The organism is Ruminococcus sp. 5_1_39BFAA, assembly GCF_964240875.1.
In the GTDB taxonomy this organism is placed as follows: domain Bacteria; phylum Bacillota; class Clostridia; order Lachnospirales; family Lachnospiraceae; genus Blautia_A.
Genome location: NZ_CAXSVO010000020.1, coordinates 38,248 through 54,205, shown reverse-complemented (window position 1 = coordinate 54,205; position 15,958 = coordinate 38,248). Strand labels below are relative to the sequence as shown.

The following is a 15,958-nucleotide window of genomic DNA, read 5'->3' as shown; positions in this document are numbered from 1 at the left end:
GAGGAGAAACGCGATGGCAGAAGAGAAGAAAGGTTTTTTTAAACGTCTGGTAAGCGGATTGACAAAGACCAGAGATAATATCGTTGCTGGATTTGATTCTCTTTTCAGCAGTTATTCCAGCATAGATGATGATTTTTATGAGGAGCTTGAGGAAATCCTGATCATGGGGGATATCGGCATCAACGCCACTACCTCCATATTGGAAAATCTGAAAAATCAGGTTTCTGAGAAGCACATTAAGGACCCGATGGAATGCAAGCAGCTTCTGATCAACAGTATCAAGGAGCAGATGTACGTAGACAGCACGGAATATGAGTTTGAGAACCGCAAATCCGTAATCCTGGTGATCGGCGTCAACGGAGTGGGAAAGACCACTTCTGTCGGAAAGCTTGCAGGAAAGCTGAAGGAGCAGGGGAAGAAAGTCATTCTGGCGGCTGCGGATACCTTCCGTGCAGCAGCAGGGGAGCAGCTCACACAGTGGGCGAACCGTGCAGGAGTGGACATTATCGGCGGTCAGTCCGGTGCAGATCCGGCTTCCGTAGTTTACGATGCAGTGGCAGCAGCCAAGGCAAGGAATGCGGATGTGCTGATCTGTGACACGGCAGGAAGGCTTCATAATAAAAAGAATCTGATGGAAGAACTGCGCAAGATATACAGGATCCTGGAAAAGGAATACCCGGAAGCATATCTGGAAACGCTGGTGGTACTGGACGGTACCACAGGTCAGAATGCCATGGTTCAGGCAAAGCAGTTTGCAGAGGTTGCCAACGTAAGCGGCATTATTCTGACTAAGCTGGACGGAACTGCTAAGGGTGGAATCGCGGTAGCTATCCAGTCTGAGCTGGATATCCCGGTAAAATACATCGGCGTTGGCGAGAGCATCGACGATTTACAGAAGTTTGACGCAAATTCATTTGTAAATGCACTGTTTGACATCGAGGAGGAAACGAAAAATGCTTACACTGGAGAGTTTTGAGGAAGCATCGGAAATTGTAAAGAAAGTCACCCAGGAGACAAAGCTGATCAAGAGCAGCTACTTTTCTGACCTGACAGGAAACAAAGTATTCTTTAAACCGGAAAATATGCAGCGCACCGGGGCCTACAAGGTCCGCGGTGCCTATTACAAGATCAGCACCCTTTCCCAGGAGGAAAGAGACAGGGGATTGATCGCAGCATCCGCGGGCAACCATGCCCAGGGAGTTGCCTATGCAGCTCAGAAATATAAGGCAAAGGCTGTGATCGTCATGCCAAATACCACGCCGCTTATCAAAGTAGAGCGCACCAAAAGCTATGGCGCGGAAGTCATCCTTTACGGCGATGTATACGATGAATCCTGTGCCTATGCACTGAAGCTGGCAGAAGAAAAAGGATATACCTTCATCCACCCCTTTGATGATCTGGCAGTGGCAACCGGACAGGGAACTATTGCCATGGAAATCGTACAGGAGCTGCCCCTTGTAGATTACATTCTCGTTCCCATCGGAGGCGGCGGCCTTGCAACCGGTGTTTCCACCCTTGCAAAGCTCCTGAATCCTCACATTAAAGTGATCGGTGTGGAACCGGCAGGAGCAGCCTGCATGAAGGCATCCCTTGACAGAAACGAAGTCGTAACCCTCCCCCATGTAAACACCATAGCAGACGGCACTGCCGTACAGCGCCCAGGCGAAAACATTTTCCCATATATCCAGGAAAATCTGGACGGCATCATCACGGTAGAAGATGATGAGCTGATCGTCGCCTTCCTTGACATGGTAGAGAATCACAAGATGATCGTAGAAAACTCCGGTCTTCTCACCGTAGCCGCCCTGCGCCACCTTGACTTCAAAAACAAAAAAGTCGTTTCTATCCTAAGCGGCGGAAACATGGACGTGATTACCATGTCCTCCGTAGTACAGCACGGCCTGATCCAGCGCGACAGAATTTTCACTGTCTCCGTACTGATCCCCGACAAGCCCGGCGAACTGGTACGCGTTGCCACCATCATCTCCGAAAACCAGGGCAATGTCATCAAACTGGACCACAACCAGTTTGTAAGCACCAACCGCAACGCAGCCGTTGAACTAAAGATCACCATGGAAGCCTTCGGCACCGACCACAAAAACCAAATCGTAAAAGCCCTAGAAGACGCCGGCTGCCGCCCCAAAGTAATCCGCACCAGCCTGTAAGCACTGAGTTATGGTCAGTCACGATTCATTCCCACGAGCAATGAGCCAAGCGGACATGCGCGCATATCCATTTGACTGTATGATCACTGCTTTACAAAACAAGCATACAAGAAAAGACCAGGAAGAACCCTTACAAGAACCTTCCTGGTCTTTTTTCTTAAATCTTCACTGTTTATTTCGCAAACATTCCAGGAACAAAAGTTCCACTCACAAGCGGGCCAAAAGGGGGAGCGCGAGGGGGAATGCGGCCTTCGCTCTCCGAGCTTTCCCCCTCGCTTACTTCACCTCAATCAACTCATACTCATCCGTCCCCACCCCAATCTTCTTAGCATGCTCAATCGCAACTTTCCAATTGGTTGCCGGGGAAACAGCTCCAAAGTGATCATGCCCTTCATGATCCGCTTCCGACAGCACTGTGTTGGAAATGACCGGCTGTGCATTCACTGCATCCGCACATGCCACATCCAGAGCTACCGGGTCAAAGGAAGCGAAGAATCCCACATCCGGTACGATGGCCGCATCATTCTCCGCATGACAGTCGCAGTAAGGCGAAACATCAATAACCAGGCTGATATGGAAATTCGGACGTCCGTCCACAACTGCCTTGGTGTATTCAGCAATCTTGCAGTTTAAAATATCATTGGACTCATCGGAAGCAGGCCGCACGGCATCCTTCGGACAGACGCCGATACATCTGCCGCAGCCTACGCATTTGTCATGGTCAATGCTTGCCTTATTGTCTACAAAGTAAGGGGCGCCGTGGGCGCATATTTTTTCACAGCGGTGGCAGCCAATGCAATGCTTCTGGCTGATATGGGGCTTTCCGGCACTGTGCATCTCCATTTTACCGGCGCGGGAGCCGCAGCCCATACCAATGTTTTTCAGTGTACCGCCGAATCCTGTGGCTTCATGGCCTTTGAAATGAGTGAGGGAGATAAAAACATCCGCATCCATAATAGCACGCCCGATTTTTGCTTCTTTTATGTATTCCCCGCCCTTTACCGGAACGTATTCCTCATCTGTTCCTTTCAGGCCGTCACCGATGAGAATGTGGCATCCGGTTGAAAAAGGAGAAAAGCCGTTTGTATATGCGGCTTCCATATGGTCAAGGGCATTTTTTCGTCCGCCTACATATAAAGTATTGCAGTCTGTCAAAAAAGGCTTGCCGCCCAGTTCTTTTACCACATCAGCTACCGCTTTGGCATAATTGGGACGGAGATAGGCAAGGTTTCCCGGCTCACCGAAATGAATCTTGATGGCTGTGTATTTCCCCTCAAAGTCAATACTTCCGATTCCGGCAGTCTTGATCAGGCGGGTCAGCTTCTCCAGAAGATTGTTGTTAAAGCCGGTACGCATGTTGGTGTAATAGACTTTTGCTTTTTCCATTTTGTTTAAAACCCTCCTTTGATTTGAAATTGTTACGGTTTACGCTGCAGCATGAGCAGTAACCCGAAATTCAATTCATAAATAATAATACTTGTTTTAAGTAGAATTGGCAAGCCTTTTATGGTATCATAGACAAAGCCGGCCGGGAGGTGTGTTAATGCTCATCGTTGCTGCAAAAGAGGATAGGAAGGTATGTTTATGAATTCAGATAATAGAGAGCAGCTTCTGCGTTTGTTTGAGGAATACGGGCAGCAGGATCTGTGCGTAGCTTTTTCCGGGGGAGTGGATTCCAGCCTTGTTCTGGTACTGGCCTGTGAGGCTGCACAAAAAAACGGAAAAAAGGTGTATGCCTTAACTATGGATACGGTACTCCATCCAAAGGCAGATCTGGAGATTGCCAGAAAGGTTCTGGCAAAAACCGGAGCAATCCATAAGGTCATCACGCTGGATGAACTGGCTGTTCCGGAAATCCGGAACAATCCGGTAAACCGCTGTTATCTCTGCAAAAAGGAGCTTTACGGCAGAATGCTTGCCTTTGCCCGGGAAAAGGGAATTTCTCTGCTTCTGGAGGGCAGCAATGAGGATGACCTTCACGTATACCGTCCAGGTCTGAAGGCCGTCCGGGAACTGGGGGTAAAAAGCCCTCTGGCAGAGTGCCATATTACCAAGGAGGAGGTGCGCGCCCTGGCTTCCCAATACGGAATAGAGGTGGCACACAGGCCGTCGGCGCCCTGCATGGCAACAAGGCTTCCATATGGAGCAGAACTGAATCCCGCACTTTTGAAACGCATTGAGAATGCGGAGGAAGAGCTGAGAAAAATGGGCTTTCAGAATGTCAGGGTAAGGGTACACGGAACGATTCTCAGACTTGAGGTGGATGGGGATGCACTGACACTGGCAGCAGAGCGCTGTTTGGAGATACGGAAAGCTGTGGAAAAGGTGGGATGTTCTTATATTACATTAGATTTGGAAGGATTCCGCAGCGGAAGTATGGATTTATGATAACAGTTCGGCTATGAGCGGAGAGCCGGATTATGAGCAAGAAGAACTGCGAAGCAGTGGAGAGCACATAAGTGCGGTTTTGCGAATGGCGCGAGCTGAACGGTTAGAGTTTTCATAATGTTGTCAAGAAAAAACACTTGACAACATTCCGGGAATCATGTATGATACTCAAGGTGATTACACATGGAAAAGTTTGTAGAGCGCACGCTGTTATATGATTTTTACGGAGAGCTTCTGACAGAGCGGCAGCGGCAGGTGTATGAAAATGTAGTCCTGGAGGATTATTCTTTAAGCGAGGTCGCTGAGGAACTGGGCATCAGCCGCCAGGGGGTGCATGACATGATCAAACGCTGCGATAAGGCACTGGCTGATTACGAAGGCAAGCTTCACCTGGTAGAGAGGTTTATTAAAATCCGTGAGCAGGTGATGCGTATCCACCAGATTGCATCAGGAAGCAATGCCGGGGAAATTGCAGCAATCTGCAATGTGATTTTAGAGGAGTTATGATAGATGGCATTTGAAAGCTTGACAGATAAACTGCAGAATGTATTCAAGAAGCTTCGAAGCAAAGGAAGGCTGACGGAAGAGGATGTAAAGATAGCCCTGAAGGAAGTCAAGATGGCTCTTCTGGAGGCTGATGTTAATTTTAAAGTTGTGAAACAGTTTACCAAATCCGTACAGGAACGTGCCGTGGGACAGGATGTGATGAACGGACTGAATCCCGGTCAGATGGTCATTAAGATTGTTAATGAAGAACTGGTAAACCTGATGGGCAGCGAGACTACAGAGCTTCCGGTTAAGCCCGGTAACGATATGACCATCCTCATGATGGCAGGTCTTCAGGGCGCAGGTAAGACCACCACAGCAGCAAAGCTGGCCGGAAAACTGAAATCAAAAGGCAAACGGCCTCTTCTTGTTGCCTGTGACGTATACCGTCCGGCAGCGATCACCCAGTTGCAGGTAAACGGCGAGAAGCAGGGAGTGGAAGTTTTTTCTATGGGCGATAAACTTAAGCCTGTGGATATTGCAAAGGCATCCATTGAACATGCGAAAGCAAATCAGCAGAATGTAGTTATTATCGATACAGCAGGGCGTCTGCATATTGACGAGGATATGATGCAGGAGCTTGCTGATATAAAGGCAAACCTGACTGTGGATGCCACAGTTCTTGTGGTAGATGCTATGACAGGACAGGACGCTGTAAACGTTGCAAAGACTTTTTCCGAAAAGGTTGGTATTGACGGTGTGATCCTGACGAAGATGGATGGTGACACGCGAGGCGGTGCAGCCCTTTCTATCAAAGCAGTTACAGGAAAGCCCATTCTTTATGTGGGCATGGGAGAGAAGCTTTCCGACCTGGAGCAGTTTTATCCGGAAAGAATGGCTTCCAGAATCCTTGGTATGGGCGATGTCATGAGCCTTATCGAAAAGGCAGAGGCGGCCGTAGATCAGGAAAAAGCCCAGGAAATGTCCAAAAAACTGAAAAAAATGGACTTTGATTTTAATGATTATCTCACCAGCCTTGAGCAGATGAATAATATGGGAGGTATCTCCAGCATTCTGAATATGCTTCCCGGTATGGGCGGCAAGATGAAAGACATTGAAGGAATGATCGACGAAAGTGCTATGAACAGAACCAAGTCCATTATTCTTTCCATGACACCTCAGGAGCGAAGCAATCCGAACCTTCTTAATATATCGCGCAAAAACAGGATCGCAAAGGGTGCAGGGGTTGAAGTTGCAGAGGTTAACCGTCTTGTGAAGCAGTTTGAACAGGGAAAGAAAATGATGAAGCAGATGCCCGGTATGATGGGCGGCAAAATGGGTGGTAAAAGAGGCGGCTTCAAGCTTCCTTTTTAACATAAAAATAATTTAAACAAAAAAGATAATTAAAAATTGGAGGAAAACAAAAAATGGCAGTAAAGATCAGATTAAGAAGAATGGGACAGAAGAAAGCACCTTTTTATAGAATCGTTGTTGCAGATGCACGCAGCAAACGTGACGGAAGATGTATCGATGAGATCGGAACCTATGATCCGAACCAGGAGCCAAGCGCATACAAAGTAGATGAGGAAGCAGCTAAGAAGTGGCTGGCAGCAGGCGCTCAGCCGACTGATATCGTAGCAAAAATCTTCAAGCAGGCCGGAATCGAAAAATAAGAATTACCTGAGAAGGTATTTCTGTGACGTCCAATGAGGACGAACCAGGGAGGTATGTAATGAAAGAATTAGTAGAAGTAATTGCAAAATCTCTTGTTGAAAATCCGGATGAAGTAGTCGTTACCGAGACAGAAAAGGATGACGCTATTGTCATTGAATTAAAAGTCGGACCTGCAGATATGGGCAAGGTCATCGGACGTCAGGGTAGAATTGCAAAGGCAATCCGTACCGTAGTGAAAGCGGCTTCTTCCAAAAGCAGCAAAAAAGTGATTGTGGATATTCTGCAATGAAATACTGCGTGCGAAAGCAGGCGTCGTTCAGGAGCTGTGGAGACATAGCTCCTGTTTTGTTAATTGTACCCATTTTACATGAAGGAGTAGGAATATGGAGGATTTACTGAAAATCGGCGTAATTACCACAACGCACGGAGTCCGGGGAGAGGTGAAGGTGTTCCCCACAACGGAACCGGAGCGTTTTACGGAACTGGCGCATGTGCTGCTGGATGCGGGCAGAGAGATGCGGGAGCTGGAAATCCAGAATGTGAAATTTTTTAAAAATCTTGTAATCCTGAAATTTAAGGGAATTGACAATATTAATGACATTGAAATGTACAAGGGAAGAGAGCTGTGGATTCCGCGGGAGGATGCGCAGGAGCTGGATGAGGATGAGTATTATATTGCCGATTTGATCGGAATGGATGTGATACTTGAGGATGGAGTACGTTTCGGCACTTTAAAAGATGTGATGGAAACAGGAGCGAATGATGTGTATGTGGTAAGGACGGAGGATGGCGAAGAGGTTCTCCTTCCGGCAATTCATGAATGTATCCTTGATGTGGATGTGGAAGGCAATAAGATGACTGTACATTTAATGAAAGGACTTATATAAATGAATTTCCATGTATTGACTTTGTTTCCTGAGATGATTGAATCCGCCATGAATACAAGTATTACGGGAAGAGCGATTGCAGGAGGGCTTCTCTCTGTGGAGGCTGTCAATATCCGTGATTTTGCCTTTAACAGGCATCAGAAGGTGGATGATTATACCTACGGGGGAGGGGCCGGGATGCTGATGCAGGCGGAACCTGTTTATTTAGCATATCAGTCGATTGCGGAACGCATCGGCAGAAAACCCAGAGTGGTATACCTGACACCGCAGGGGACGGTTTTTCATCAGGCTATGGCACGGGAAATGGCACAGGAGGAGGATCTTGTGTTTCTGTGCGGGCACTACGAAGGGATTGATGAGCGTGTGCTGGAAGAAATCGTGACGGATTATGTTTCTATCGGGGATTATGTTCTTACAGGAGGGGAACTTCCTGCCATGGTAATGATGGACTCTATTTCCAGGATGGTGCCGGGAGTCCTGAGTAACCAGGAGTCCGGGGAAACAGAATCCTTTGCAGGAAATCTGCTGGAATATCCCCAGTACAGCCGCCCTGAGGAATGGCATGGGAAAAAAGTGCCGGAGGTTCTGATGTCCGGCCATCACGCCAATATTGATAAATGGCGCAGGGAGCAATCCATTATCCGCACTGCAAAGAGAAGACCGGATCTGTTGAAAAATGCTGATCTCACAAACAAGGAATGGAATTTTGTAAGACAGTTAAGAAAACAATGGAAAGAAGAGGAAGCCGAAAAAATATGAAAACTTCTGATTTTTATTATGATTTGCCCCAGGAGCTGATTGCCCAGGATCCGTTGGAGGACAGAAGTGCATCACGCCTGATGCACTTATCCATGTCTGATGGAAGCATAAGCCATCATCATTTTACGGATGTTCTGGAGTTTTTGAGACCAGGGGATTGTCTTGTGATCAATGATACAAAGGTGATCCCTGCAAGGCTTTACGGACATAAGGAAGACACGGGGGTAGTGATCGAGATACTTCTTTTGAAAAGAAAGGAGAAGGATACCTGGGAATGCCTTGTGAAGCCAGGAAAAAAAGCCCGTCCCGGAGCAAAAATCATTTTTGGGGACGGTATCCTGAAGGGAGAAATTATAGATGTGGTTGAAGAGGGAAACCGTCTGATCCAGTTTCACTATGAGGGGATTTTTGAGGAAATCCTGGACCAGCTTGGAGAAATGCCTCTGCCGCCTTATATTACCCATAAATTAAAGGACAAAAACCGTTACCAGACCGTGTATGCAAAGCACGAAGGCTCTGCGGCAGCGCCTACAGCGGGCCTGCATTTTACGAAAGAGCTGCTGAAAAAGGTGGAGGAGATGGGAGTACGAATTGCCCATGTGACCCTTCATGTAGGACTCGGAACCTTCCGTCCGGTAAAGGTAGATGATGTGGAAAGCCACCATATGCACTCAGAGTTTTATATTGTGGAGGAAGATCAGGCAAAGCTGATCAATGATACCAAGAAAAACGGAGGCCGTGTGATTTCCGTCGGAACCACAAGTTGCCGTACTCTGGAGTCTGCAGCCGGGGAGGATGGAACCCTGAAGGCAGGAAGCGGGTGGACGGAGATATTTATCTATCCGGGCTATCAATTCAAAATCATTGACGGTCTGATCACGAATTTCCATCTTCCGGAATCCACTCTTTTGATGCTGGTTTCTGCGCTGGCCGGAAAAGAGAATATTATGCGGGCATATGAGGAGGCTGTAAGAGAAAGATACAGATTTTTCTCCTTTGGAGATGCAATGCTTATCGTTTAACACCGTTTTCTGAAATTTGATACCCCAGTGCACTGGGGTATCTTCTGGCTGTGATCATTTCATGATTCGCCCGGTCCTGGCATACTTGCATCGGAAGTATCGATCCAGGAACTGCGCTCTTCAATTTTGTTCATGATACGTGTTTTTTCATCGCCTTCCGCAGGAGTAGGCTGGTAGTTATTGTAACCGTAGTCCGAAGAGATGGAGCAGGGGATAATGGCTGTGTTATCGTCGTTTTTCACACCGTCACCGATGATGGTAAAGGTCTGCTGGAAGATCATAGTATCCATATCGCTGGGCGCGCTGTTTCCTCCGAAGCAGAAATTTCCCAGACTGTAAACAATCTTTTTTCCCTTATAGGTTTCGATACCCTGAAGTACGTGAGGATGATGGCCGCAAACCAGGTCTGCACCGAGATCAATGGCCATACGTCCCAGAGTCATCTGGTTGGAATCCGGAACCGTTTCCCTCTCATTTCCCCAGTGGAAGATTACAATGATAAGATCTGCACCTTCGGATTTTACCTTTTCGATGTTGTCCCTTAGCTGCTGCTCACGTTCAAGATGGTCATACAGCTCATAAATCCCTACAAGGCCAACCTTAATACCTTTGATTTCCATAACGGCTGTCTCATCGTAGCCAAAATGAACAATGCCTTCCCCATCAAGAGCTGTGAGGGTATCCTGAAAGCTTTGCTCCCCATAATCTTTGCTGTGGTTATTTGCCATATTCACAGCCTCCACAGAGCCGCTGGACAGGATTCCGGCAAAGGAAGCAGGAGCTTTAAAGGCAAACTGCTTGTCCTCCCGGGCTGTGGAATCGGTAAGGGTTCCCTCCATATTGGCAATGGTAAGGTCATCCTTTTCAAAAATGCTTTTTACATTCTGCAGAAAATAATCTTTTCCGTAATTTTCAAAATAAGCGTTGAGACTGGAGCTATAGTCGAAATTCTCGTCTGTGCCCAGAGTACAGTCCCCGACTACGGTTACTGTGAGCGTTACTGGCTCAGAAGGAAGAGACGCTTTTTCCGTCTGAGCATGATCGGATGGCTCATCATCCTGAGAGGAATCATTCCCATCAACAGACGGAGAGCCGTTTTCTATCATATCACTTTGGACATTTGATGAGTCTGTTTTTTTTGCCTTATTTCCGGCCCCGCAGGAACGGACGCACAGGATTATGACAAGCAGGAGAAAGACAGCTCCAAGGAATGTCAGCATAAGTTTAAGACGTCTCATCTTTTGGCGGTAATACCGGGATTTCCGGTACATTTTTTTCTTTTTCGAGCTGGGCATAGAAAACTCCTTCCTTTTTCATTGGTAAAGCGTCGCAATGATACAGCGCTCCTCCTTCATATCCGGAATGCTGATCACTTAAAGAACTTATCGTAATATCCCATCACAAAGATAAGAAGTACGATCAGGGGCAGCACAAAGGTAAGATATGGACGTGCCCATTTTGGAAATTTGACGCCGTCTCCGGAGTCCGCTTCCCTGATAAAATTCTGCCAGCCCCAGCCATAGCGGGTGATACAGAACAGAAGATAAACAAGGCTTCCCAGAGGAAGGAGATTATTGGAAATAATAAAGTCCTCCAGGTCCTGAATGGTACTGCCGGGTCCGAATGGCTGAATGCCGCTCCATATATTGAATCCTAACACACAGGGCATGGAAAGCAGTAAAATGGAGATACTGTTGACCAGCACGGCTTTTTTCCGGCTCCATCCCCACAAATCCATGGCAAAGCTTAAAATATTTTCGAATACTGCGATGATGGTAGAAAGAGCGGCAAAGGTCATAAAAATAAAGAACAGCGCACCCCAGAAGCGGCCTCCTGCCATCTGGTTAAATACATTGGGAAGGGTGACGAACACCAGTCCCACGCCCTGGCTCTGGTCTACACCAAAGGAAAAGCAGGCGGGAAAGATGATCAGCCCGGCCATGAGGGCCACAAAGGTGTCAAGGACGGCAATCTGAATGGCTTCCCCTGTAAGGCTCCGGTCTTTGCCTATGTAGCTGCCGAAGATAGCCAGTGCGCCAATTCCAAGACTCAGGGTGAAAAATGCCTGTCCCATGGCGGCATAGATTCCCTGGGCAAGCCCCTGCTCCTTTAACCTCCCGAAATCAGGAAGCAGATAAAATTTCAGTCCTTCCATACTGTTTGGAAGGGTCATACTTTTTACGGCGAGAACGATCATGATCGTTAAAAGACAGACCATCATTACCTTTGTAATTCGCTCCACACCTTTTTGAAGGCCCATGCTGCAGATACCAAAACCCAGCACGGTTACCAGAACCATCCAGAATGTCATTTCCCCCGGGCTGGCCAGCAGATCGTTGAAAACACCGCCTACTGCGTCAGGATTCATTCCGGTGAAGGTTCCATTTGCCATTTTGAGAAAATAAGCCAGCATCCAGCCGCCTACTGTAGTATAAAACATCATAAGCAGATAATTTCCCAGCATGGCACCGTAGCTGTACAAATGCCATTTGGTTCCTTTCGGCTCCAATACATGGAAGCTTTTGGCGGCGGAACGCTGGCTGGCACGGCCGACGGCAAATTCCATGACCATGATCGGAAGTCCGAGGATAACCAGGAACAACAGGTAGATAAGAACAAAAGCGGCTCCGCCGTACTGCCCTGTTATGTACGGAAAGCGCCACACATTTCCAATTCCGATGGCGCATCCTGCTGAAATCAGGATGAAACCAAGTCTGGATGAGAATTTTTCTCTTTCTTTCATTTCAATCTCTTTCCTCCTTGTGTTATGTCTCTTAAGAGTATAAGAATTTTTTCCATTTTCGTCAATAAATATCTCTTTTCGCAGGTAAGTTTTTTTGGTATAATGGCTGCGCAGCAGCAGGTTCTGTTTTATATACAGGAAAAGTAAGAAAGGAAAACATCATGTTATATATAGGAAATCATACAACCTCATCCAAGGGCTATGCAGCAATGGGGCGTCAGATGGTGGAGAACGGCGGAAACACCTTTGCCTTCTTTACCAGAAATCCAAGAGGAGGAAGAGCGAAGGAAATAGATCCCGGAGATGTAGAAAAATTTCTGGAAATTTCAACGGAACACAATTTCGGAAAGCTTGTGGCTCATGCGCCATATACCTTAAACGCCTGTGCAGCAAAGGAAAATCTCCGTGATTTTGCCAGGGAAACATTTGCAGATGACCTTCGCCGTATGGAAAGGACGCCGGGAAATTACTATAATTTCCATCCCGGCAGCCATGTAGGACAGGGGATGGAAGTTGGAATTGCCAAAATCGCGGAGATTTTAAATGATGTTCTGACTGAGGAGCAAAACACAACCGTACTTTTGGAAACCATGGCCGGGAAAGGGTCTGAGGTAGGCGGAAGATTCGAGGAACTTGGTGCCATTATGGATCTGGTGGAGAAAAAAGAAAAGGTTGGGATCTGCCTGGATACCTGCCACGTATGGGATGGCGGGTATGACATTGTAAATAATCTGGACGGGGTGCTGGATGAGTTTGACCAGCGCATCGGGCTTTCGAATCTGAAGGCCATTCATTTGAACGACAGTCTGAATGGATTGGGAAGCCACAAAGACCGTCACGCAAAAATCGGAGAAGGACAAATTGGGCTTGATGCACTTGTGCGGGTCATCCGCCATCCGGCGCTGAAGGAACTTCCATTTATTCTTGAAACGCCCAACGATGACGAAGGATGGACACGGGAGATTGCCCTTTTAAGGGAAAAATACGCAGAGTAAAATATTATACTATACGAAACGCTATGAAAACGGTTGATACCATTACATAGCGTTTTTTATATCATAGGATAGTCCACCATTTTGTCCCTTGCATAAGGACAGAAAAAATCATCCTGCATCTTTAGACCGTCTTAATACAGGCAAACATATTCTTTTGCTTTCTTTATCAGAACCGGCGTAATATAAAGACAAGATAAAGAATTGTAAAGGGGTACCGGATATATGAGTGTTATCATTCATAAAAAGAGAAAACTGACATCATCTCAGATTATAATTTTAGGATTTTCCACTGTCATTTTGTTAGGCGCGGTTCTTCTGATGCTGCCGATTTCCACCAGAGAAAGAATTGTAACGCCATTTTTGGAAGCCTTGTTTACATCAACTTCTGCGGTTTGCGTCACAGGGCTTGTGCTTCACGACACGGCCGCTTACTGGTCAGCTTTCGGTCAGCTTATCATAATTATTTTAATCCAAATCGGAGGTATGGGAGTGATTACGGTAGCTGCGTCCTTTGCGATGATTTCCGGCAAAAAGATTTCTCTGATGCAGCGGAGCACGATGCAGGAGGCCATTTCAGCACCCAAGGTGGGCGGCATTGTGCGCCTGACCAGCTTTATTGTAAAGGTTACGCTGTTGGTTGAACTATTGGGCGCAGCAGTCATGGCACCTGTATTCTGCCGGGATTTCGGACTAAGAGGACTGTGGATGGCACTGTTTCATTCCGTATCAGCCTTCTGTAATGCGGGATTTGACCTGATGGGAATGGAAAAGCCTTTTTCTTCTCTGACCGTCTATGCGGCGGAACCGGTAATCAATCTGACTGTTATGTTCCTGATCGTTTTTGGAGGAATCGGATTTTTGACCTGGGATGACATTCGGACGAACAGACAGCATTTACATAAATATAAGATGCAGAGTAAGGTCATACTCTGTACCACAGCCATTCTGCTGATCGTTCCGGCGATTTATTTTTTCTTTTGTGAATTTTCGGCGCTTACGCCAGGGAAAAGGGTTTTAAGTTCTCTTTTCCAGTCAGTAACACCAAGAACAGCAGGCTTTAATACGGTGGATCTGACCGCTATACAGGAATCGGGAAAGTGTATCATTATTTTGCTGATGCTGATCGGCGGCAGTCCCGGATCTACAGCAGGCGGAATGAAAACCACTACCATCGCAGTGCTGTTCGCAGCGGCAATTTCTACCTTTTGCCGCAAAGAGAATCCTCATTTTTTCGGGCGCAGAATAGAAGATAATGTGCTGAAAAATGCGGCGACCATTCTGCTTATGTATCTTGTGCTGTTCTTCTTTGGCGGGTTGGTCATCAGTATGGCGGAGGGGCTGCCTATGCTTACCTGCCTGTTTGAAACCGCTTCTGCAGTGGGAACGGTGGGACTGTCATTGGGGATTACCCCGACTCTTGGAACGATATCCAGGCTGATTCTGATCCTGCTTATGTTCTTAGGCAGAGTGGGGGGATTGACTTTAATTTTTGCTGCGCTGTCCGGTACGCGTAAAAAAGCTGCCCGACTGCCGCAGGAAAGAATAACTGTAGGATAAAGGAGGAGATGTTGTATGAAATCAATACTTTTAATTGGACTGGGACGTTTTGGAAAGCATATTGCCATGCACCTGAATCAACTGGGGCATCAGGTCATGGCGGTGGATCATGTGGAAGAGCGGGTGGAAGCTGCACTGCCCTTTGTCACCAATGCACAGATCGGGGACAGCACGAACGCAGATTTTCTGGAATCCCTTGGAATTCGAAATTACGATGTCTGTATTGTAGCGGTGGGAAATGATTTTCAAAGCTCTCTTGAGACAACCTCACTGCTTAAGGAGCTTGGGGCAAAGCTGGTAGTGTCCAGGGCAGCCAGAGATGTGCAGGCAAAATTTCTTCTGCGCAATGGCGCGGACGAAGTGGTGTATCCTGAAAAACAGCTTGCCAAATGGACTGCGATCCGTTACAGCGCAGATCATATTTTGGATTATATGGAACTGGATGAGGAACATGCCATATTTGAAATCCCGGTTCCCAGAGAGTGGACTGGCAGGACCATTGGACAGATCGACATCAGAAAGAAATTCAATATCAACATCATGGGTATTAAAAAAAGCGGGAAGCTGCATCTCTCTATTTCACCGGATGTTGTGCTGGAAGCAGAAGATACCATGCTGGTGCTTGGAAAGAACAAAGATCTGCAAAAATGTTTCCGTATATGACTTGGGAAGGTTACGGGAGCGGGAGGTGAGAATATGCAGGATTTGCTGTTGCTTGCGGCTGTAGCGTCAATCTTATGCATTGGGTGGTTTCTTATGAAGAAGCTGGATTGCTTTCTGGAGAGCTGTGCTGAGACGGAGAGCTTAGAGCTTCTGACGGGAAAGGATAGCTTTCGGATCGGATTGTCCAATCCATTGATCGCGGACAGTATCACCGATATGGTCGAACATTCCCCTCAAATAAGTTCCGGGATTTCCGTCTGCTTCATTCAGGGGACAGAGGAGGAATTGAGAAAAGAATTCCTGGCACACAAATTGGATATCATTTTTCTGGATGGAAATGCAAAAATTTCCGGCGGTGCCGGATGCAGGGCCGGAAGGATTTCATTGAGATGCACTCCTGTAGTTATGCGGCATGGCGGACTATTGATCAGGCCGGCAGCGGAAGGAAATATCGTACAGAAGGTGTTATGGTCTGAAAAAACAGAGAAATCCTTCGTTCTGCGCTTTATGGACAGCTTAAAGGCGGAACGGACTGTGACTGAGCCATAAAAGTAGAAATTACAGGCGTGTTATGCTATAATGGTAGCTCGGTACAGGAACACATCTTTGCCGGACAACA

17 protein-coding genes are annotated in these 15,958 nt (G+C 47.1%); 14 read left to right on the top strand and 3 right to left on the bottom strand.

Annotated features, from left to right (window positions below; genetic code table 11):
- The first annotated feature begins 13 nt into the window (after positions 1 to 13).
- Both ftsY and ilvA read left to right on the top strand, forming a co-directional pair.
- On the top strand, positions 14 to 976 hold the full coding sequence (ftsY, locus tag ACESZH_RS17300) for a signal recognition particle-docking protein FtsY (protein WP_373217956.1): 963 nt from the start codon (positions 14 to 16) through the stop codon (positions 974 to 976).
- On the top strand, positions 954 to 2,165 hold the full coding sequence (gene ilvA / locus ACESZH_RS17295) for a threonine ammonia-lyase (protein WP_373217955.1): 1,212 nt from the start codon (positions 954 to 956) through the stop codon (positions 2,163 to 2,165). Before ftsY ends, ilvA begins: the two co-directional genes overlap by 23 nt.
- A gap of 276 nt (positions 2,166 to 2,441) precedes the next feature.
- Here the strand turns inward: ilvA and ACESZH_RS17290 are convergent, their stop codons facing one another.
- Positions 2,442 to 3,551, bottom strand: a complete 1,110-nt coding sequence (locus ACESZH_RS17290; protein ID WP_373217954.1) for a DUF362 domain-containing protein — start codon at positions 3,549 to 3,551, stop codon at positions 2,442 to 2,444.
- Between the two features lie 198 nt (positions 3,552 to 3,749).
- On the opposite strand from ACESZH_RS17290, the gene larE reads away from it, so the two are divergent.
- The 8 genes from larE to queA all read left to right on the top strand — a co-directional run bounded on the left by larE (position 3,750) and on the right by queA (position 9,381).
- A complete protein-coding gene (gene larE, locus ACESZH_RS17285; protein ID WP_373217953.1) occupies positions 3,750 to 4,553 on the top strand; it encodes an ATP-dependent sacrificial sulfur transferase LarE in 804 nt (267 codons plus the stop codon).
- A 183-nt stretch (positions 4,554 to 4,736) separates the two neighbouring features.
- Positions 4,737 to 5,060: a YlxM family DNA-binding protein gene (ylxM, locus tag ACESZH_RS17280; RefSeq protein WP_373217952.1), complete on the top strand. Its 324-nt coding sequence runs from the start codon at positions 4,737 to 4,739 to the stop codon at positions 5,058 to 5,060.
- A gap of 3 nt (positions 5,061 to 5,063) precedes the next feature.
- Positions 5,064 to 6,413: a signal recognition particle protein gene (gene ffh, locus ACESZH_RS17275; RefSeq protein WP_373217950.1), complete on the top strand. Its 1,350-nt coding sequence runs from the start codon at positions 5,064 to 5,066 to the stop codon at positions 6,411 to 6,413.
- A 53-nt stretch (positions 6,414 to 6,466) separates the two neighbouring features.
- Positions 6,467 to 6,712, top strand: coding sequence for a 30S ribosomal protein S16 (gene rpsP, locus ACESZH_RS17270; RefSeq protein ID WP_373217949.1), 246 nt, complete (start codon positions 6,467 to 6,469; stop codon positions 6,710 to 6,712).
- Positions 6,713 to 6,771: 59 nt separating this feature from the next.
- A complete protein-coding gene (locus ACESZH_RS17265) occupies positions 6,772 to 7,002 on the top strand; it encodes a KH domain-containing protein (RefSeq protein ID WP_373217946.1) in 231 nt (76 codons plus the stop codon).
- A 94-nt stretch (positions 7,003 to 7,096) separates the two neighbouring features.
- Complete coding sequence (rimM, locus tag ACESZH_RS17260; protein ID WP_373217945.1) at positions 7,097 to 7,600, top strand: ribosome maturation factor RimM; 504 nt, start codon at positions 7,097 to 7,099, stop codon at positions 7,598 to 7,600.
- On the top strand, positions 7,601 to 8,359 hold the full coding sequence (trmD, locus tag ACESZH_RS17255; RefSeq protein ID WP_373217944.1) for a tRNA (guanosine(37)-N1)-methyltransferase TrmD: 759 nt from the start codon (positions 7,601 to 7,603) through the stop codon (positions 8,357 to 8,359). It abuts the gene before it with no gap.
- Positions 8,356 to 9,381, top strand: coding sequence for a tRNA preQ1(34) S-adenosylmethionine ribosyltransferase-isomerase QueA (gene queA / locus ACESZH_RS17250; RefSeq protein ID WP_373217942.1), 1,026 nt, complete (start codon positions 8,356 to 8,358; stop codon positions 9,379 to 9,381). The genes trmD and queA overlap by 4 nt, the downstream gene beginning before the upstream one ends.
- Positions 9,382 to 9,440: 59 nt before the next feature.
- Here the strand turns inward: queA and ACESZH_RS17245 are convergent, their stop codons facing one another.
- Positions 9,441 to 10,676, bottom strand: a complete 1,236-nt coding sequence (locus ACESZH_RS17245) for a CapA family protein (RefSeq protein ID WP_373217941.1) — start codon at positions 10,674 to 10,676, stop codon at positions 9,441 to 9,443.
- A 74-nt stretch (positions 10,677 to 10,750) separates the two neighbouring features.
- Entirely contained in the window at positions 10,751 to 12,124 is a 1,374-nt protein-coding gene (locus ACESZH_RS17240) for a sodium-dependent transporter (protein WP_373217939.1), read from the bottom strand.
- Between the two features lie 161 nt (positions 12,125 to 12,285).
- On the opposite strand from ACESZH_RS17240, the gene ACESZH_RS17235 reads away from it, so the two are divergent.
- The 4 genes from ACESZH_RS17235 (at position 12,286) to ACESZH_RS17220 (ending at position 15,888) form a co-directional block, all read left to right on the top strand.
- A complete protein-coding gene (locus tag ACESZH_RS17235; RefSeq protein WP_373217937.1) occupies positions 12,286 to 13,119 on the top strand; it encodes a deoxyribonuclease IV in 834 nt (277 codons plus the stop codon).
- Positions 13,120 to 13,341: 222 nt separating this feature from the next.
- The gene (locus ACESZH_RS17230) at positions 13,342 to 14,676 is read left to right on the top strand and encodes a TrkH family potassium uptake protein (protein ID WP_373217936.1); all 1,335 of its coding nucleotides are present in this window, start codon (positions 13,342 to 13,344) and stop codon (positions 14,674 to 14,676) included.
- 15 nt (positions 14,677 to 14,691) lie between these two features.
- Entirely contained in the window at positions 14,692 to 15,339 is a 648-nt protein-coding gene (locus ACESZH_RS17225; protein ID WP_373217934.1) for a TrkA family potassium uptake protein, read from the top strand.
- 93 nt (positions 15,340 to 15,432) lie between these two features.
- Positions 15,433 to 15,888 (top strand): hypothetical protein, encoded by a 456-nt coding sequence (locus ACESZH_RS17220; protein ID WP_373217932.1) that lies wholly within the window; start codon positions 15,433 to 15,435, stop codon positions 15,886 to 15,888.
- Positions 15,889 to 15,958 lie beyond the last annotated feature (70 nt).